This is a genomic window from Agrobacterium vitis (genome assembly GCF_013426735.1).
In the GTDB taxonomy this organism is placed as follows: Bacteria; Pseudomonadota; Alphaproteobacteria; order Rhizobiales; family Rhizobiaceae; genus Allorhizobium; species Allorhizobium vitis_D.
The window spans coordinates 954,641-974,063 of the sequence record NZ_AP023272.1 but is presented as its reverse complement, the minus strand read 5'-3'; the positions used below and the strand labels follow the sequence as shown (position 1 = coordinate 974,063).

16 protein-coding genes are annotated in these 19,423 nt (G+C 59.4%); 12 read left to right on the top strand and 4 right to left on the bottom strand.

Features of this window, described 5'->3' with window-relative positions:
- Positions 1 to 50: 50 nt before the first annotated feature.
- From H1Y61_RS04350 to H1Y61_RS04340, 3 genes are all read right to left on the bottom strand, one after another.
- Positions 51 to 1,484: an NAD(P)(+) transhydrogenase (Re/Si-specific) subunit beta gene (locus tag H1Y61_RS04350; RefSeq protein ID WP_156557207.1), complete on the bottom strand. Its 1,434-nt coding sequence runs from the start codon at positions 1,482 to 1,484 to the stop codon at positions 51 to 53.
- 16 nt (positions 1,485 to 1,500) lie between these two features.
- Positions 1,501 to 3,072: a Re/Si-specific NAD(P)(+) transhydrogenase subunit alpha gene (locus tag H1Y61_RS04345; protein ID WP_180574407.1), complete on the bottom strand. Its 1,572-nt coding sequence runs from the start codon at positions 3,070 to 3,072 to the stop codon at positions 1,501 to 1,503.
- 304 nt (positions 3,073 to 3,376) lie between these two features.
- Complete coding sequence (locus tag H1Y61_RS04340) at positions 3,377 to 4,309, bottom strand: LysR family transcriptional regulator (RefSeq protein WP_180573810.1); 933 nt, start codon at positions 4,307 to 4,309, stop codon at positions 3,377 to 3,379.
- Between the two features lie 277 nt (positions 4,310 to 4,586).
- On the opposite strand from H1Y61_RS04340, the gene chvE reads away from it, so the two are divergent.
- The 10 genes from chvE (at position 4,587) to H1Y61_RS04290 (ending at position 16,359) form a co-directional block, all read left to right on the top strand.
- Positions 4,587 to 5,600, top strand: coding sequence for a multiple monosaccharide ABC transporter substrate-binding protein (gene chvE, locus H1Y61_RS04335; RefSeq protein WP_156536035.1), 1,014 nt, complete (start codon positions 4,587 to 4,589; stop codon positions 5,598 to 5,600).
- Positions 5,601 to 5,725: 125 nt separating this feature from the next.
- Positions 5,726 to 7,261, top strand: a complete 1,536-nt coding sequence (mmsA, locus tag H1Y61_RS04330; RefSeq protein ID WP_180573809.1) for a multiple monosaccharide ABC transporter ATP-binding protein — start codon at positions 5,726 to 5,728, stop codon at positions 7,259 to 7,261.
- Positions 7,261 to 8,460, top strand: coding sequence for a multiple monosaccharide ABC transporter permease (gene mmsB, locus H1Y61_RS04325; RefSeq protein WP_015917232.1), 1,200 nt, complete (start codon positions 7,261 to 7,263; stop codon positions 8,458 to 8,460). The genes mmsA and mmsB overlap by 1 nt, the downstream gene beginning before the upstream one ends.
- A 177-nt stretch (positions 8,461 to 8,637) precedes the next feature.
- Complete coding sequence (araD1, locus tag H1Y61_RS04320; RefSeq protein ID WP_180573808.1) at positions 8,638 to 9,603, top strand: AraD1 family protein; 966 nt, start codon at positions 8,638 to 8,640, stop codon at positions 9,601 to 9,603.
- Between the two features lie 192 nt (positions 9,604 to 9,795).
- Positions 9,796 to 11,541 carry an L-arabinonate dehydratase gene (araD, locus tag H1Y61_RS04315; protein ID WP_180573807.1) on the top strand — a complete coding sequence of 582 codons (1,746 nt, stop codon included), beginning with the start codon at positions 9,796 to 9,798 and terminating at the stop codon, positions 11,539 to 11,541.
- A 73-nt stretch (positions 11,542 to 11,614) separates the two neighbouring features.
- The gene (locus H1Y61_RS04310; protein ID WP_180573806.1) at positions 11,615 to 12,562 is read left to right on the top strand and encodes a Gfo/Idh/MocA family protein; all 948 of its coding nucleotides are present in this window, start codon (positions 11,615 to 11,617) and stop codon (positions 12,560 to 12,562) included.
- A gap of 169 nt (positions 12,563 to 12,731) precedes the next feature.
- Positions 12,732 to 14,246: an aldehyde dehydrogenase (NADP(+)) gene (locus tag H1Y61_RS04305; protein ID WP_180573805.1), complete on the top strand. Its 1,515-nt coding sequence runs from the start codon at positions 12,732 to 12,734 to the stop codon at positions 14,244 to 14,246.
- 15 nt (positions 14,247 to 14,261) lie between these two features.
- Positions 14,262 to 15,203: a 2-dehydro-3-deoxygalactonokinase gene (locus H1Y61_RS04300; protein WP_180573804.1), complete on the top strand. Its 942-nt coding sequence runs from the start codon at positions 14,262 to 14,264 to the stop codon at positions 15,201 to 15,203.
- Positions 15,204 to 15,217: 14 nt separating this feature from the next.
- Positions 15,218 to 15,865, top strand: coding sequence for a 2-dehydro-3-deoxy-6-phosphogalactonate aldolase (locus tag H1Y61_RS04295; protein ID WP_015917238.1), 648 nt, complete (start codon positions 15,218 to 15,220; stop codon positions 15,863 to 15,865).
- A gap of 131 nt (positions 15,866 to 15,996) precedes the next feature.
- The gene (locus H1Y61_RS04290; RefSeq protein ID WP_180573803.1) at positions 15,997 to 16,359 is read left to right on the top strand and encodes a YbaN family protein; all 363 of its coding nucleotides are present in this window, start codon (positions 15,997 to 15,999) and stop codon (positions 16,357 to 16,359) included.
- Positions 16,360 to 16,362: 3 nt separating this feature from the next.
- Here H1Y61_RS04290 and H1Y61_RS04285 read toward each other — a convergent pair whose 3' ends face one another.
- Positions 16,363 to 17,220, bottom strand: coding sequence for a DMT family transporter (locus tag H1Y61_RS04285; RefSeq protein ID WP_180574406.1), 858 nt, complete (start codon positions 17,218 to 17,220; stop codon positions 16,363 to 16,365).
- A gap of 192 nt (positions 17,221 to 17,412) precedes the next feature.
- Here H1Y61_RS04285 and H1Y61_RS04280 point away from each other — a divergent pair, with 192 nt between their 5' ends.
- The gene (locus H1Y61_RS04280) at positions 17,413 to 18,108 is read left to right on the top strand and encodes a FadR/GntR family transcriptional regulator (RefSeq protein ID WP_180573802.1); all 696 of its coding nucleotides are present in this window, start codon (positions 17,413 to 17,415) and stop codon (positions 18,106 to 18,108) included.
- On the top strand, positions 18,105 to 19,385 hold the full coding sequence (locus H1Y61_RS04275) for a CynX/NimT family MFS transporter (protein ID WP_180573801.1): 1,281 nt from the start codon (positions 18,105 to 18,107) through the stop codon (positions 19,383 to 19,385). Before H1Y61_RS04280 ends, H1Y61_RS04275 begins: the two co-directional genes overlap by 4 nt.
- Positions 19,386 to 19,423 lie beyond the last annotated feature (38 nt).

Genomic DNA, 19,423 nt, shown 5'->3' with positions numbered 1-19,423 from the left:
AAAAGCCGGGTGTTTCCACCCGGCTTTCCATCTCTCAAACCTGTCAAATCTTACTTAATCATCGGCAGCAATTCAGTGATCGACTTCTTGGCGTCGCCATAGAACATCCGCGTATTTTCCTTATAAAATAGCGGGTTCTCGATGCCGGAATAGCCGGTGCCCTGACCGCGTTTGGACACGAACACCTGCTTGGCTTTCCACACCTGCAAGACAGGCATGCCGGCGATCGGACTGTTGGGATCTTCTTCGGCTGCCGGGTTGACGATGTCGTTGGAGCCGATGACGATAACGACGTCGGTGCTTGGGAAATCGTCGTTGATTTCGTCCATTTCCATGACGATGTCATAGGGCACCTTGGCTTCGGCCAACAACACGTTCATATGGCCGGGCAAACGGCCTGCCACCGGATGAATGGCAAAACGCACGTTTTTGCCAGCGTCACGCAGTTTGCGGGTGAGTTCCGATACCGCCTGCTGGGCTTGAGCCACCGCCATGCCGTAGCCCGGCACGATGATCACGCTTTCAGCCTCGTTCAGCGCATTGGCCACGCCTTCCGCATCAATAGCGATCTGTTCGCCCTCAATTTCCATAGCCGGACCGGTGGTGGTGCCGAAACCGCCGAGGATAACCGAGATGAAGGACCGGTTCATCGCTTTGCACATGATGTAAGACAGGATCGCGCCTGACGAGCCAACCAGCGCACCGGTCACGATCAGCAGGTCATTGCCGAGCGTAAAGCCGATAGCCGCAGCAGCCCAGCCGGAATAGCTGTTCAGCATCGAGACCACCACCGGCATATCGGCACCGCCAATCCCCATAATCATGTGATAGCCGATGAAGAAGGCCAACAGGGTCATCAGCACCAGCGCCCAGGCACCAGCGCCGTAGAAATAGGCAATCAACAGCAGGAAGGACAGAGCGGCGGCACCGGCGTTGAGCATATGCCCGCCGGGCAATTGCTTGGCCTTGCCATCGATCTTGCCAGCCAGCTTGCCGAAAGCAATGACCGAGCCAGTGAAGGTGACTGCACCGATGAACACGCCGAGGAACACCTCGACCTTCATGATCGACAGTTCCACCGGCAGTTTATGGGCGAGAATAGCGGCAAAGCCGGTGAGTGCGGCCCGCGCCGTCTCGTCCAGCCGGGCAACATGGGCTTCTTCCAGATGGGTGTTATAGCCGATAAACACGGCGGCCAAACCGACAAAGCTATGAAGTGCCGCCACAAGCTGCGGCATTTCCGTCATCTGCACGCGGTTTGCCACGTAATAGCCAAGCACAGAGCCACCAGCGATCATCAGTACAATGATGAACCAATGGCCAATGCCGGGGCCGAAAACGGTGGCGATGACTGCAAGGCCCATGCCGACAATGCCGTACCACACGGCCCGTTTGGCGCTTTCCTGGCCCGAAAGCCCACCCAGCGAGAGGATAAACAATACAGCGGCTGCAATATAAGCCGCAGAAACAATACCAATAGCCATGATAACGTCTTCCCCCTCAGGACTTCTGGAACATGGCGAGCATACGCCGTGTCACAAGGAAGCCGCCGACGATATTGATCGTCGCAATCAGCACGGACAGTGCAGCCAGCGTCACCACCAACCAATTGCCGGAGCCGATCTGGAGCAATGCACCCAGAATAACGATGCCGGAAATCGCATTGGTCAGGGCCATCAGCGGCGTGTGCAGCGAATGGCTGACACCCCAGATCACCTGGAAACCAATGAAGCAGGCCAGAACGAACACAATGAAATGGCTCATGAAGCTGACGGGGGCAAAGGCACCCACCAACAGCATCACCGCCGTGCCAATCGCCAGCAGCTTGACCTGATTGGCAGTCTGCGCCTTGAACTCGGCAGCTTCCTTGGCCCGCTTTTCATCATGGGTCAGTTCCTTGACCTTCTCCTTCGGCTTGGCGGCGGCAATCGCCTGCACCTTGGGCGGCGGTGGCGGATAGGTGATCGCGCCTTCAAAGGTCACGGTCGCGCCCCTGATAACGTCGTCTTCCATGTTATGGACGAGCTTGCCATCCTTGGCCGGTGTCAGATCCGTCATCATATGGCGGATATTGGTGGAATAAAGCGTCGAGGACTGCGCCGCCATCCGGCTTGGGAAATCGGTATAACCGATGACAATAACGCCATTGTCGGACACCACCCGCTGGTCGGCCACCGTCAGATCGCAATTGCCGCCGCGTTCAGCCGCCAGATCGATAATGACAGAGCCGGGCTTCATGGAAGCCACCATATCGACCAGCCACAGCTTTGGCGCATCCCGACCGGGGATCAGCGCCGTGGTGATGACGATATCGATATCGGGAGCCAGTTCGCGGAATTTCGCCAATTGCTTTTCGCGGAATTCCGGCGAGGACGGCGCGGCATAACCACCGGTCGCGGCCCCATCCTGGCTGGCTTCGAATTCGAGATAGACGAACTGCGCGCCCATGCTCTCGATCTGCTCGGCCACTTCAGGGCGAACGTCGAACGCATAGACAATCGCGCCCAGCGAGGTGGCCGTACCAATCGCGGCAAGACCGGCGACGCCGGCACCGATGATCAGCACCTTGGCAGGAGGAACCTTGCCCGCAGCCGTGACCTGACCGGTGAAGAAACGGCCAAAGTTATTGCCCGCCTCGATCACGGCGCGATAACCGGCGATATTGGCCATGGAAGACAGCGCGTCCATTTTCTGCGCGCGCGAGATGCGCGGCACCATATCCATGGCGATGACGTTGGCGCCCTTGGTCTTGGCTTCTTCCAGAAGCGCGGCATTCTGCGCGGGATAAAAGAAGGAGATCAGGGTTTTGCCTGGCGCGAGCTTTTCCACCTCAGAGGATTCCGGCGGACGAACCTTGGCAATCACATCCGCCTGCGCGTACAGCGCCTGTGCGCTATCGGCGACCGTGACGCCAGCCTTGCGGTAGGCATCATCGGAAAAACCCGCCGCCTTGCCAGCACCCGTCTCGATCAGGCATGCATACCCAAGTTTCTGCAATTGTTGCGCGCTGTCAGGCGTCATCGCAACGCGCGCTTCGCCAGCATATAATTCTTTTGGTGAGCCTATTGTCAAACTCATGGAAACCTCCTGACCCTCGATACGAGGGAACCGCATCAGCTTATCGCCTCCGCGCACCCCCGTCCCCGTGACATGATGACCTCATGCCTGCGGCATTTAAGGGAGGTCGCGATTGCAAAACAAGCCTTTGTTAACGCTTTCGGTACGTTCGACTATCGATAAACACGGCTTTGCCGACAAACTGGCAAAACCACCAGTGTTTGGCCGGCCTGTGTACAACCGCCACCCGTGCAAACGTGAGAGCTGCTCCAAAACGACCCTCCTCACAGGCAACCGGATACCAGAAAAGCACAAGGCCTCAGCGCGTGATGAATTCCTGAAGGACGAGATCCTGAAGGCGGGCGGCGAGCGTTGACATATGGCGGTTTTTCATACTGATCAAATGATAGGGCAAAACGATAATCGGTCTGCGGATCTTCAGGCAGCACAGCCCCGCCCCGGTCGTCTGCCGACAGAGCAGGTCGGACACTTCCCGTGACAGCGGCGTGATCGCATTGGAGGCGGCAATCATCGCAATCATCACCAGCAGCGAGGTGGTGTTGACGACATCCACCGGCAGCGTGGTTCCCGCATCGATGAAGGCGTTTTCAACGGCCTGGCGCACCGGCGCGCCCGGCCCCTGCATCACCCAGGGAAAGTGCAGCAGGTCGGTCATGCGCAGATCCGCCGCATTGGCCAGGGGGTGGCTCTGGTGGACGATCAGGTCCACTTCCTCGGTGCGGGCATGACGAATATGGAATTGACGGGCATCGACCCCGACCGGAATCCGCCCGAGCACAAAATCGAACTGTCCCGAAACGAGATTGGAGATCAGCGTACCGCTCGGCGCCACATCGACGTAAATATCGGCGGTGCGGGCCTCTGTCTTCAGGGTGCTGATGGCTGGAACGATATAGCCGAGCGCCCCGCCCGTCACCGCCCCGACACTGACGGTGCCGGATGCGCCGCGCTTGATCGCATCCACCTCGCGCATCGCCTCGCGCATTTCCTGAAGCAGGATTTCCGAGCGGCGCACCAGCGCCGCCCCCACTTCCGTCGCCTCCATGCCCTTGGGCGTGCGCAGAAACACCGCCGCGCCGACGATCCGCTCAATTTCGGCCAGCATACGCGAAGCCGCAGGCTGGGTCATCGAGACCTGGCCTGCGGCAAGGCTCAATTGTCCAAGCTCGCCAATCGCTTTAATAAGCGTAAAATGCTTCGGCTGGAGCCGGTTTGCCGGTGTATTATTCATACAGCGTATATCAGGATTGATATGGGGAATGTCAAATAAATCATTTGAATGACATATCGGGACGGATAAGAGTTCGCCATGGATCGTGTAGTGCTTATAAAGCCTGCCAGATTCTTTGCGGCGAACAGAAGGAGCTGGGGCCGCTTCTGCATGACGTGCCAGACCGGAAACGGATTACGCGCCAGATCATGTAGCGGATAGATATGGAAACCAAGGGAGGTTCCTCGTGAAGACACTCGTAAAACTTTTTGCGTCCATCGCTTTGGGCGCAGCCGTCATGTCGTCGTCTGTATTTGCAGCCGACAAGGGCACGGTTGGCATTGCCATGCCAACAAAGTCTTCGGCCCGCTGGATCGATGACGGCAACAACATCGTCAAGCAGCTCAAGGAAGCCGGCTACACTACCGACCTTCAGTATGCTGACGACGACATCCCGAACCAGCTCTCCCAGATCGAGAACATGGTCACCAAGGGCGCCAAGGTTCTGGTCGTCGCCGCCATCGACGGCACGACACTGTCCGACGTGCTGAAGCAGGCCCATGACGCGGGCATCAAGGTCATTGCCTATGACCGCTTGATCCGCGACAGCGCCAATGTCGATTACTACGCAACCTTCGACAACTTCCAGGTCGGCGTCTTGCAGGCTGGTACGCTGGTTGACGGCCTCGGCCTCAAGGACGGCAAAGGTCCGTTCAACATCGAGCTGTTCGGCGGTTCGCCTGACGACAACAACGCCTTCTTCTTCTACAATGGCGCAATGTCGGTTCTCCAGCCTTACATCGACAGCGGCAAGCTCGTCGTGAAGTCCGGCCAGACCGGCATGGACAAGGTCGGTACGCTGCGTTGGGATGGTGCTGTTGCCCAGGCCCGTATGGATAACCTGCTGTCGGCCTATTACACCGACGCCAAGGTCAATGCCGTTCTGTCTCCTTATGACGGCATCTCCATCGGCATCATTTCTTCGCTGAAGGGCGTTGGCTATGGTTCCAAGGACCAGCCGCTGCCGTTCATCTCCGGTCAGGATGCTGAAGTGCCTTCGGTCAAGTCGATCATTGCCGGTGAGCAGTATTCGACGATCTTCAAGGACACCCGCGATCTCGCCAAGGTGACCGTTTCCATGGTCAACGCGCTGATGGAAGGCAAGACGCCTGAAGTCAACGACACCAAGACCTACGACAACGGCGTCAAGGTGGTTCCGGCCTACCTGCTGAAGCCCGTTGCTGTGACCAAGACCAACTACGAAAAGGTCCTGGTTGAAGGCGGCTACTACAAGGCCGACCAGCTGAAGTAACAAAAAGCGGCCGGAACTTTTCAAGCAAAAGTTCCGGCTTCCTTTTTATTGTCGCCTGCCTGCGCATTTCTACTGTGGATTTGACCTATTGTGGATTTGGGCGGCCGTGGCTCTGGAACGATATTATGGAAAATACCATCCTCGAAATGCGGAACATCACCAAGACGTTCCCGGGCGTGAAAGCGCTTGAGAATGTGAACCTCAAGGTTCGCCGTGGTGAAATCCATGCATTGGTGGGAGAGAACGGGGCCGGAAAATCCACCCTGATGAAAGTTCTCTCCGGCGTTTACCCCGCAGGAACCTATGATGGCGACATCGTCTATGATGGCGAAGTGCGCAATTTCAAGGTGATCAAGAATAGCGAAGAAATCGGCATCATCATCATTCACCAGGAACTGGCTTTGGTTCCGCAGTTGTCGATTGCCGAAAACATCTTCCTTGGCAATGAAATTGCCAGCAACGGCGTCATCAGCTGGGAAGAAACCTTCAGCCGCACCAAGAAGCTCCTCGCCAAGGTTGGCTTGAAGGAGCAGCCATCAACGCTGGTGACGGATATCGGCGTCGGCAAGCAGCAGCTAGCGGAAATTGCCAAGGCGCTGTCAAAAAGCGTCAAGCTTTTGATCCTCGATGAGCCGACCGCGTCGCTCAACGAAACCGACAGCGATGCGCTTCTCAATCTGCTGATCGAGTTCCGCGAACAGGGCATCACCTCGATCATCATCACCCATAAGCTGAACGAAGTGCGCAAGGTGGCCGACCAGATCACCGTGTTGCGCGACGGCATGACGGTCAAGACTTTGAACTGTCATGAGGAAGAGGTCAGCGAAGACGTTATCATCCGCAACATGGTCGGCCGCGATCTCGAAGACCGCTACCCGCCACGCGACGTGCCGATTGGCGAAACCGTTCTTGAGGTTAAGAACTGGAACGCCTTCCACCATCAGCACCGTGACCGCCAGGTTCTGCATAACATCAACGTGTCAGTGAAACGCGGCGAAGTCGTCGGCATTGCCGGGCTGATGGGCGCCGGTCGCACAGAATTCGCCATGAGCGTGTTTGGCAAAGCCTATGGCCACAAGATCAGCGGCGATGTTCTGATCGACGGCAAGCCGGTCGATGTCTCGACCGTGCGCAAGGCCATCGACGCTGGCCTCGCCTATGTCACCGAGGACCGCAAGCATCTCGGCCTGGTGCTGGCTGAAACCATCCTGCACAATACCACGCTTGCCAATCTGCCCGGCGTGTCCAAGGCCACCGTCATCAACGACATCAGGGAAATCAAGGTCGCCACCGATTATCGCTCGAAGCTGCGCATCCGTTCGCACGGCATCTACCAGGAAACTGTTAATCTGTCCGGCGGCAACCAGCAGAAGGTGGTTTTGTCGAAATGGCTGTTTTCCAACCCGGAAGTGCTCATTCTCGATGAGCCGACCCGTGGTATCGACGTTGGCGCGAAATACGAAATCTACAGCATCATCAACCAGCTTGCAGCCGACGGAAAAGGCGTTCTGATGATTTCATCGGAAATGCCCGAACTGCTTGGCACCTGCGATCGCATCTACGTCATGAATGAAGGACGCATGGTGGCCGAGCTCTCGAAAGAAGAGGCAAGCCAGGAAAGCATCATGCGCGCTATCATGCGCTCAGGGGAGAAGAAATAATGAGTTCCGTCAACCCTTCCACGGAAGAACAGAACGTGGTGTCGGTCGCCTCCTATATTCGCGCCAATATCCGCGAATACGGCATGTTGATCGCGCTCGTCGCCATCATGGTGTTTTTCCAGTTCTACACGGGCGGCATTCTCTTCAAGCCGGTCAACCTGACCAATCTGGTTTTGCAGAATTCCTTCATCATCATCATGGCGCTTGGCATGCTGCTGGTGATCGTTGCCGGACATATCGATCTGTCGGTCGGCTCCATCGTCGGCTTCATCGGCGCCATCGCCGCCATCCTGACCGTGCAATGGGGCCTTGGCTTCCTGCCAACGGTTTTGATCTGTTTGGTGATTGGCGGTGTGATCGGTGCGGCGCAAGGCTATTGGGTCGCCTATCACCGCATTCCGTCCTTCATTGTCACGCTGGCTGGGATGCTGGTGTTTCGTGGCCTGACCCTGTTCGTGCTCGGTGGCCGTAACATCGGTCCTTTCCCCAAGGAATTCCAGCTGATCAGCACCGGCTTCCTGCCGGATCTGTTCGACATGGGTGACATCCATTCGACATCGATTATCCTGACCGTGATCGGTGCCGTCGCTCTGTTCGTACTCGCCTGGCGTCGTCGGCAGGTCAATGTCGCCCACGGCATCGATGTCGAGCCGTTCGGCTTCTTCGTAGCACAGAACCTGATCGTCTCAGGCGCTGTCTTGCTGCTCGGCTATCTGCTGTCAACCTATCGCGGCATGCCGAACGTTCTGGTCGTCATGCTCGTGCTGATCATGCTCTATTCCTTCGTCACCCGCCGCACCACCATTGGTCGCCGGATCTACGCCATGGGCGGCAATGAAAAGGCCACCAAGCTGTCGGGCATCAATACCGAGCGGCTGAGCTTCCTGACCTTCGTCAACATGGGCGTTCTGGCGGGCCTCGCCGGCATGATCGTTGCGGCGCGCCTTAACTCCGCAACGCCGAAGGCTGGCAGCGGCTTCGAGCTTGACGTCATTGCGGCCTGCTTTATCGGTGGCGCATCGGCCTCCGGCGGCGTCGGCAAGATTACCGGTGCTGTCATCGGTGCCTTCATCATGGGCGTGATGAACAACGGCATGTCGATCATCGGTCTCGGCATCGACTTCCAGCAGATGGTCAAGGGCCTGGTGCTGCTCGCCGCCGTGTTCTTCGACGTCTATAATAAGAATAAAGCAGCCTGACACTTTTGGGCCGGAAGCACTCACCTGCTTCCGGCCCGAACCCCACGACGTGCAGCAATCCCGGGAATAATGTGAAGCGGCGTTCCTGCCGATTGCATGAGAGTAAAACCAGAGACCGTTTCAACGCCTCCGTTGCCATATGAAACGCTCCATGAAATGTTCCAAGGACACTGAACAATGTATCTTTCACAGTTGAAGGCTGGCGGAGTGATCTGCCGGCAGGGTGAAACCGCGCGCCTCGTGCCAGGATTTTCCTCCACCTACGATCTCGCCAAGGCAGCAATTGCGGCCAAGGTGTCCATTGCCGACCTCATCGCCAAACAAGGCGCAGGCGATACCGTCGATCTCGCAGCCCTTGCTGCCAGTGGCAAGCTGGATTGCCCGGTGCGTCATCCCGATGCCGCCCATATGTTCCTGACCGGCACCGGCCTTACCCATACCGGCTCGGCATCGGCCCGTGACAGCATGCATGCCGACACCGCAGGCATGAGCGATTCGATGAAAATGTTCCGCATGGGCCTTGAAGGCGGCAAGCCAAAGGCTGGTGAATGGGGCGTTCAGCCCGAATGGTTCTACAAAGGCACCGGCGTCAATGCCATCGCTCCCGGCGACGGGTTGGAATCGCCCTCCTTTGCGCTTGATGGCGGCGAAGAACCGGAAATTGCGGGCTTTTATGTTATCGATAACGACGGCACACCGGTTCGTCTCGGCTTTTCGCTCGCCAACGAATTTTCCGACCATGTGACCGAGAAGATCAACTATCTCTATCTTGCCCATTCCAAGCTGCGCCCGGCCTCCTTTGGCCCGGAACTGCTAGTCGGTGATCTTCCGGCCAGTGTTACCGGTACGTCGAAGATCCTGCGGGATGGCAAGACGGTCTGGGAAAAGCCGTTCCTGTCGGGTGAGGACAACATGTCCCACACTATCGCCAATCTGGAATATCACCATTTTAAATACGGGTTGTTCTGCCAGCCGGGCGACCTGCATGTGCATATGTTCGGCACAGCGACGCTGTCCTTTGCCGATGGCTTCAAGACTGTTCCTGGCGACGTGTTCGAGGTCAGCGCCAGCCAGTTCGGCCTGCCGCTGCAAAACCCGCTGGTGGTGGCGGCGGAAACGCCCTTTGCCGTCAAGACGCTTTGATTCCGGTCTATCCGGCATCGGCATTGCCTGAATGAATCAAACAGCGGTGCTCTAAAGTTTGCCAGGGAAAAGTGGAAACCGGTTTTCCCGAAAAGACAAACGAAAACAAGAGAAGCTAGAATCTGTCTGGTTCAATCTGAACCTGACAGACTCTAGCCGCGAAAACTGAACGAAACACGGGATAGAAACGCCATGAGTGGTTTTACACCAAAAGCTTGGCCTCGCAAACTGAGGTCGCAGGAATGGTACGGCGGCAACTCACGCGATACGATTTACCATCGCGGCTGGATGAAGAACCAGGGGTATCCGCATGACCTGTTCGATGGCCGTCCGGTCATCGGCGTTCTCAACACCTGGTCGGACCTCACCCCCTGCAACGGCCATCTGCGCGAGCTAGCCGAAAAGGTGAAGGCCGGCATCTGGGAAGCCGGTGGCTTTCCGGTCGAGGTTCCGGTGTTCTCGGCGTCTGAAAACACCTTCCGCCCGACCGCGATGATGTATCGCAACTTGGCGGCACTGGCCGTCGAGGAAGCCATGCGTGGCCAGCCGATTGATGGCGCCGTGCTGCTGGTCGGCTGCGACAAGACCACGCCGTCGCTGGTGATGGCCGCCGCCTCCACCGACATTCCCTCCATCGTCGTTACCGGCGGGCCGATGCTGAACGGTTATTTCCGGGGTGAGCGCGTCGGCTCCGGCACGCATCTGTGGAAATTCTCGGAAGCCGTCAAGGCAGGCGAGATGACCCAGGAAGAATTCATGGAGGCCGAAGCCTCGATGTCACGCTCCAGCGGCACCTGCAACACCATGGGCACAGCCTCGACCATGGCGTCTATGGTGGAATCGCTCGGCATGGCCTTGTCGGGCAATGCCGCCATTCCCGCCGTCGATAGCCGCCGCCGGGTGATGGCGCAGCTTTCGGGCCGCCGGATCGTGCAAATGGTCAAGGACGACCTGAAACCATCCGACATCATGACCAAGGAAGCCTTTGAAAACGCCATCCGCATCAATGGCGCCATCGGCGGCTCCACCAATGCAGTCGTGCATCTTCTGGCCATGGCCGGTCGCTGTGGGATCGATCTGACGCTGGATGACTGGGACCGCTGTGGCCGCGATATCCCCACCATCGTCAACCTGATGCCGTCAGGCGAGTATCTGATGGAAGAATTCTTCTACGCCGGTGGCCTGCCCGTGGTCATCAAGATGCTGGCCGAAGCAGGTAAGCTGCATAAGGACGTGCTGACCGTTTCCGGTGAGACCCTGTGGGACGAAGTCAAGGATGTCCGTAACTGGAACGAAGACGTCATCCGTCCGTTCGACAAGGCCCTGACTCAGCAGGGCGGCATCGCCGTGCTGCGTGGCAATCTGGCCCCGAAGGGCTGCGTGCTGAAGCCATCGGCTGCTTCCGCGCATCTGATGAAGCATCGCGGCCGCGCCGTGGTGTTCGAAGACATTGACGATTACAAGGCCAAGATCAATGACGAGAACCTCGACATTGACGAAACCTGCGTGATGGTGATGAAGAACTGTGGCCCGCGCGGCTACCCAGGCATGGCCGAAGTCGGCAATATGGGCCTTCCGCCCAAGGTGCTGCGCAAGGGCATTACCGACATGGTGCGCATTTCCGATGCCCGCATGTCCGGCACCGCATACGGTACCGTGCTGCTGCACACATCACCGGAAGCCGCCCGTGGCGGCCCGCTCGCCATCGTCAAGAATGGCGACTTCATCGAGATCGATGTCGAGGCGCGCCGGGTGCATCTGGATATTTCCGACGAGGAAATGCAGCGTCGCCTGGCCGATTGGCGCCCGAATGTTGAGCCGCCAGCCAGCGGCTATGCGCGTCTGTTCCACGATCACGTGGAGGGTGCCGATACCGGCGCCGACTTCGACTTCCTCAAGGGTTGCCGTGGTGCCGCCGTTGGCAAGGATGCGCATTGATCCATCTCTCTCCCGTCAAGCGCGCCCCAAAGGCGCGCTTGACACCATTCAATGACGAGACAGGGAACAGGTCATGACCTCTTCTGAAAACACCGGAACCAGGATTGCCCTGGCGCTGGCCGGCGTCGGCAAGATTGCCCGCGACCAGCATATTCCGTCTTGCGAAAACGGCAGTGACTTCGTGATCGCCGCCGCCATCAGCCGGAATGGCAAGATCGACAGCGCCGAGAATTTCGAGAATTTCGACGTGTTTCTGGAGACCCGTCAGGATATCCGCGCCATCGCGCTCTGCACCCCGCCCGATGTCCGCTTCGCCATGGCCAAAAAGGCGATTGCCAGCGGCCTCGACGTGCTGATGGAAAAGCCGCCTGCGGCAACCATCGGCGAAGCCCAGGCGCTGGCCGAATTGGCGCGCGACGCAGGCGTCACCCTGTTTGCCACCTGGCATTCCCGTTTTGCCAATGGCGTCGAACCGGCCCGCCAATGGCTTTTGAACAAGACCATCACCCGCATTGAGATCACCTGGAAGGAAGATGTCCGCCGCTGGCATCCCGGACAGGCCTGGATCTGGGAGGCTGGCGGCTTCGGCGTGTTCGATCCGGGCATCAACGCGCTGTCTATCCTGACCGCGATCATTCCCGGCCAAACCATCGTTGAAAAATCCGCCTTGTCCTTCCCCGCCAATCGCCAGCAGCCGATTGCCGCCAGCCTGACGATGCGCAGTGCCGCCGGTGCGCCGATCAAGGCGGAATTCGACTGGCGCCAGGAAGGTCCGCAGACTTGGGATATCGTCGTCGAGACGGATCAGGGCACGCTGAGGCTCGCAAAAGGCGGCGCGGAACTCTATATAAATAAGACATTGACCGTGGAAGGCCCCGACCGGGAATATGCCCGCATCTACACGCGCTTTGCCGAACTGGTGCGCAGCCGCGAAAGCGACGTCGATTTCCAGCCGCTGCGGCTGGTTGCCGACGCCTTTCTGACGGCGGAGCGTCATGAAGTGGAAGCCTTCATCGAGTAAGACCAGTTTTATCGGACGGGATCGACGTCAGCCGATTCCGCCCTCCAAGCCGAATGCCCAAGCAAACGATGCGACAAAGTTCCGACGTCGGCGCATCCAGGGCAAATAGCAGCGCGACCGGTTAATTGCCGTCCCGCCTGCCGAACGACACTTTTGAAAGGACTGCTCCATGACGCTGAACCTCACCGGAAAACACCTGATTGCCGGCGAATGGGTCGAAGGTACGGGAACCTTCACCTCCAGCCCCGCTTCGGGCGAGAGCCATACATTCTTCCTGGGCTCTGCCGCTCTGGTGGACCGCGCCATGAAAGCCGCCGAACAGGCCTTTGCCAGCTACGGCTACTCCTCCCGCGAAGAGCGCGCCAAGTTTCTGGAATCCATCGCCGAGGAAATCGATGCACGCGGCGATGAAATCACCAAGATCGGCACCCAGGAAACCGGCCTGCCGGAAGCCCGCCTCGTCGGCGAGCGTGGCCGCACCACCGGCCAGCTGCGGTTGTTTGCCGAGCATATCCGCAAGGGCGATTATCTCGACCGACGCTACGATGCGGCCCTTCCAGAACGCCAGCCCCTGCCCCGCCCCGACATTCGCCTGATGCAGCGGCCCATCGGCCCGGTCGGCGTGTTCGGCGCGTCGAATTTCCCGCTGGCCTTCTCCACCGCTGGCGGCGATACCGCCTCGGCGCTGGCCGCCGGTTGCCCTGTTGTCGTCAAGGGTCATGAAGCCCATCCCGGCACGGCGGAAATCGTCGCCCAGGCGATCCACGCCGCCATCAAGAGCACCGGTGTTCATCCCGGCACCTTCTCGCTGGTCCAGGGCGGCAACCGCGAAACCGGCGAAGCCATCTGCCTGCATCCGTTGACCCGCGCCGTCGGCTTTACCGGCTCGCTGCGCGGTGGCCGTGCGCTGTTTGATCTCTGCGTGCGCCGTGATGAGCCCATTCCATTCTTCGGTGAACTGGGATCGGTCAATCCGATGTTCCTGCTGCCTGCCGCCGTCTCGGCCCGTGGCGAAGCGATTGCCAAGGGTTGGGCCGGTTCGCTCACCATGGGGGCTGGCCAGTTCTGCACCAATCCCGGCATCGCCATCATCAAGGCAGGCCCTGAGGCCGACGCTTTCCTGGAAACCGCCAAGATCGCGCTCGCCGCCGCCAATGCCCAGACCATGCTGACCGATGGCATTGCCAATGCCTACCGCGAAGGTGCCAAGCGCATCGAGGAAACCTCGGGCGTCCAGTCCGTGCTGACATCCACCTGCGACCTGCGCAATGCCAAGCCCTATCTGTTTGCCACGACAGGTGAAAACTGGCTGGCAAACCATGTGTTGAGCGAGGAAGTCTTCGGTCCGCTAGGTGTGTTCGTCACCGTCAAGGACGAAGATGAAATGGTCGGCATTGCCGAAAGTCTGGTTGGCCAGCTGACCACGACGCTACAGATGGATGACGCTGATGCGCCGATCGCCCGGACGTTGCTGCCGATCCTGGAGCGCAAGTCCGGTCGCGTGCTGGCCAACGGGTTCCCGACCGGTGTCGAGGTTTGCGATGCCATGGTGCATGGCGGGCCTTATCCGGCCACCACCAATTTCGGCGCAACCTCTGTTGGCACGATGGCGATCCGCCGCTTCCTGCGTCCGGTCAGCTATCAGAACATTCCGGTCGCCCTGCTGCCGGAAGACCTGCAATAAGCGCGGTTGACCAGCATGGCTGACAAAACCGAAACACTGGCAGAACCAGGCCAGCCCTTCGTTGGGCTTGCCGATTGGGGCACCAGCAATTTCCGCCTCTGGCTGGTGGATGGCGCGGGCAATGTGCTCGGTGAGCGCCAGTCTGCCGACGGCATGTCGGCATGCGCGGCAGACAACCGGTTTGCCGCCGTGTTGGAAGAACATCTGGAGGCGCTGTCAGCGCCTCTGGACATGCCGGTGGTGATCGCTGGCATGGCGGGCGCTCGCGCCGGTTGGCTGGAAGCGCCCTATGTCGAAACGCCAGCCTCGCTGTCCGGTCTCCATCACCATAGCGTCAGCCCGAAAGCATCGCGCCCGGTTTATATTCTGCCCGGCCTTTGCCAGATCAAGACCGGACCTTTCGATGTAATGCGTGGCGAAGAAACCCAGCTGGCTGGCGTTGTGGCGGGCGGCATGGCTTCGGGCGTGATCTGCATGCCCGGCACCCATTGCAAATGGGTGGATCTGGAAAACGGCGTGGTGCAGAGATTCCGCACCGTCATGACCGGCGAATTGTTTGACCTGATTGCCAAACAATCGATCCTGCGCCTGTCGATCCAGCAAGCCCCGGCAGAAACCGACCAGACCGTATTTGCCGATGCGGTCAGCGAAGCGCTGGGCGAAAATTTCACCCTGACCACCAGCCTGTTTTCGATCCGTGCCGCCGGTCTGCTTTCATCGCCTGGAGCCAATGAGGCGGCCAGCCGGCTCTCCGGCCTGCTGATCGGCGCGGAAATCGCGGGCATGCGTGAGTGGATCGGTTCCGGCAAGACCGTGCATATCGTCGGCTCGAAAGCGCTCTCGGCGCTTTATGCCAAGGCGATCACCCTGGCGGACGGCAAGGCCAGCATTCTTGACGGCAGCGCTCTGGTGCGCGACGGTCTGTTTGCCGCCGCCAAGGCCATTCTTGAAAACTGACGTTAGGACAGATCATGACCACCACCCATACCCCATGGCCGCAGTTGAAGCGCGAACTGGTCGCCATCCTGCGCGGCATCGGTCCTGAGGACATCGAAAGCGTTGTCGATGTGCTTCTCGAACAGGGCTTCGAGGCCATCGAAGTGCCGCTGAATTCGCCCGATCCGTTCATTTCTATTGAAAAGGCCCGCAAACGTGCGCCTGATGGTGTGCTGATCGGCGCGGGAACCGTGCTGGATGCCGGTTCGGTCGAGCAATTGCACAGTGTTGGTGGCAACCTTCTGGTGACACCGAACACCGACCCGGCAGTCATTGGCCAGGCCGCCCGGCTGGGCATGGTCTCCATGCCCGGTGCCTTTACCCCGACGGAAGCGCTGGCCGCCATCAAGGCCGGTGCCTCGGCGATCAAATTCTTCCCCGCCAGCGTGCTGGGACCAAGCGGCATCAATGCCATCAAGGCCATTTTGCCCGCCAATTTCCCAATCGGCGCCGTGGGTGGCGTTGGCGAAAACAATTTCGGCGACTATCTGAAGGCGGGCGTCCGCGCCTTCGGCATCGGCACCAGCCTCTACAAGCCCGGCGACAAGGCCGATGTGGTCAAAGAACGCGCCGCAACACTGGTTGCTGCCTATGATGCCGCCGTTGCTGCCCATAAGGCATAGAGTTTCATCGCCTGTCTGCCAGCGTTGACGTCACCATGCGCTGGCAGACAGAGAGATTGATCTATCCGCCCCCGGAGTACATACCCAAAAAATCCTGTATCATGGATAGGATCTGGTTTGAGGGAATACACATGCGGCTGATATTGCTGGGCTTGGGCTGGTTTTTCGTCGGGCTGGGCATTGTCGGCATTTTCCTGCCAGTGCTACCGACCACACCATTCATCATCCTCGCCGCCGCCCTGTTTGCCCGCTCCTCGCCGCGCTTTGAGCAATGGTTGCTCGACCATCCCCGTTTCGGCCAACCGCTGCTGGACTGGCGCCGCCAAGGCGCAATCTCACGACGCGCCAAGATTGCCGCCGTTCTGGCGATGGGCCTGAGTTTTGTCGTGATGTGGTTCTTCTCGTCGGCACCGCTTTTCGTGCGGGTTGGTACCGGGATCATCCTTCTCTGCTCAGCAGCTTTCGTCGTCAGCCGGCCAGAGCCGAAACAATAACCTCTATTCAGGCACCGCCGGCAGCACGCAGTCGGTCTTGTTCAAATGCCGCTCGCGGAAGAAGATGAACAGGCCGGAGCCGATAATCAGGGCTGCGCCGATCACCATGCCGGTGCGTGGCACGTCGCCAAAAAACAGCCAGCCGAACAGCACGGCCCATAGCAGCAGCGTATATTGCAAGGGTGCCACCGCTGCGGCATCGGATATTTTCAGTGCCCGATTGACCAGCATATGCGCCGCCATGGCAACAATGCCAAGCAGGCCGAGCATGACGATATCGGTGACGGAACCGATCTCGACCCAATCGAAGGGCGCGAAAAACAGTCCGCCAACCAGCGCCGCCGTCACCTGGAACAGCACCAGCAACTTATCCGGCGTAGCCCGCAGCGAACGACCGGACAGCATCATGAAAGCAAAGGCAGCGCTGCCAATAATGGAAATCAGCGCCGGTGCCGAAAACATCGCCCGCGACGGTTCCAGCGTGATGATCACACCGATAAAGCCGACCACGATGGCGGTGATACGCCGCCAGCCAAGCTTTTCCCCCAGCAGAAACGGCGCGCAGGCCGCAACATAGATCGGCGCGGCCAGCCAATAGGTCATCACATCGGCGAGCGGCAAATAGCTGACGGCATAGTAGAAGCCGATGATTTCAACCGTCGAGCACGTCACTCGGGCAAGCTGCATCCAAGGCCGTTCAACGCTGAGGATAGGAGAAAGCCCGCCGCGAACGATAAACGGCAGCAGGATCAGCAGCGCCGCGACACTGCGCAGCACCACGACCTGCCCCAGACCGTAATGGGCCACCAGCGCCTTGGCCATGGCATCGTTCAGCGCAAACATCAGCATCCCCGCCAGCATGATGGCCGGACCGGTGGCACGAGATGTCTGAAAATTGGCAAGGAGCGAACGGATCACGACTGTAGGCCTTGATAAAGAAGGAGCGAATTAACGGTCCCTATCATGCGCGAAGCGAACCGCCCATACAGATCCACTGAAATAAATGCGCGACAACAATTGATAAAGTCATCGGATGACTTTATCAATTGTCAAATGAGACCCGTGCAAAAAACCAATCTGGCCGATGGGGCCGCCGAACGCATTCGAACCGCGCTTGGACGTGGCGCGTGGCGGATCGGCGAAAAATTGCCGAATGAGCAAAGCCTATCTGAAGCGCTGCATGTCAGCCGCGGCACGATCCGCGAAGCCGTGCGGGTGCTGGTGGCGCAGGGCCTGCTGGAAACCCGCCAAGGCTCCGGCACCTATGTGATAAAAGATCGGATCACCCCCGAACCGCTGGATCTTGCCCGCCGCACCAGCCTGCGCGACCGGCTGGAAGCTCGGCTGGCGCTGGATGTGGAAGGGGCTCGGCTGGCAGCCGTCAGGGCAAGACCCGCCACCGTCAGGCAATTGCATGCGCTGCTGGACCAGCGCGGCCATTCCGGTGCCGATCCTGACCGTAACGCTTTTATCGCTCGCGATCTGGCCTTTCACCGGGCGGTGATCGCCGCATCGGAAAACGCCGCCATGCTGGAGCTTTACGAGTTTTTCACCCGCTCGATTACCCAGACCATCGAGGCGACCACCGGCGGCCTGCTGCCGGAACCGGACCTTGACGCCCACCGCGCTATTGTCGATGCCATCGCCAGCGGCGATCCCGGCCAAGCAGACAATGCTGTGCGCGCCTTCATGCAGCCGGTGCTTATCTTTCTTGATGACATTGCCTCCTCTGAAAGCCTTAACCGATGACGAATGCCCATCCCAAGCTTGATCTTGGCGACGAATTGCTAATCGATGCGCAGGCCGAAGACGCCCGTCTCCCGCCGCAGGCATCAGGCCGGTCGCCTCTGTCGCGCATCGTTTTGGGCATCAGCCTCGTGTTGATTGCCTTCAACCTGCGCCCGTTGTTTTCCAGCGCCTCGACGCTGCTGCCGGAAATACGCGATCAATTGGGTCTCTCCGTGCTGGGTGCCAGCCTGCTCACCACCCTGCCGGTGGTTTGCCTTGGGGTCTTCTCACCCCTGGCGCCAAGACTTGGCGACCGCTACGGCGCGGAAAAGACCCTGTTGGCCGTCATGGCGTTTCTTGCCATCGGCACCGCCCTGCGCGGCTTTTCCAGCCTTCCCACCCTGTTTTTCGGCACGGCTCTGGCGGGTGCCTGCATTGCAATCGGAAATGTGCTGCTGCCGGGATTGGTGAAACGTGATTTTCCCGACCGGGCCGCGTTGATGACCGGCTTTTACACCATGGCGCTCTGTGGTGGCGCGGCGGCCGCTGCCGGGATGACCTTACCAATCGAGGCGGCCAGCGGCGGTTCGCTGGCTATCGGCCTTGCCGCCTGGGCGCTTCCGGCTGCCGTGGTGTTCCTGCTGTTTCTGCCGCAGGCCTTTTCCGCCCATGCTGCAAGGCCAGGGTTCAAGGCCGAGGTGAAGGGCCTGTGGCGCGACCGGCTGGCCTGGAACGTGACGCTTTACACCGGATTACAATCGGCGCTGGCCTATTGTGTGTTCGGCTGGCTGGTGCCGATCCTGCGGGAACGCGGGCTGGATGGGGTAACGGCAGGCGCGGTCGTTTCGGTCTCGGTCATGGTGCAGGCGGCGGCCTGTATTGTCGCGCCGCAGCTTGCTGTTCGGGGCAGGAACCAAAGCCTTGTCAACGCCGCCGTTGCCCTTCTCGCTGTCATCGCGCTGATCGGCCTGTTGTTTGCACCGCTTTCCACCCTGTGGATCTGGGCCGTTCTGCAAGGCATCGGTCAGGGCGGCCTGATTGCACTGGCCATGACGGCCATCGTGCTGCGCTCCGGCAGCCCGCAAATTGCCGCCCATCTATCGGGCATGGCGCAATGCGTCGGCTATTGTCTGGCGGCCATTGGCCCGCTGCTCGTCGGGCTGATCCGTGGCTTCACAGGCAGTTTCGCCTGGGCCGCCCTGCTGTTTGTCGCCCTCGGCCTTGGCGCGGCCTGGAATGGCTGGCAGGCAGGCCGCGATCTGCGGGTCGATGTGGTGATCGACGAAAAACCTCATTGACACCAAATGGTTAAATCGGAAGAGTAAAAGGGCCTGCG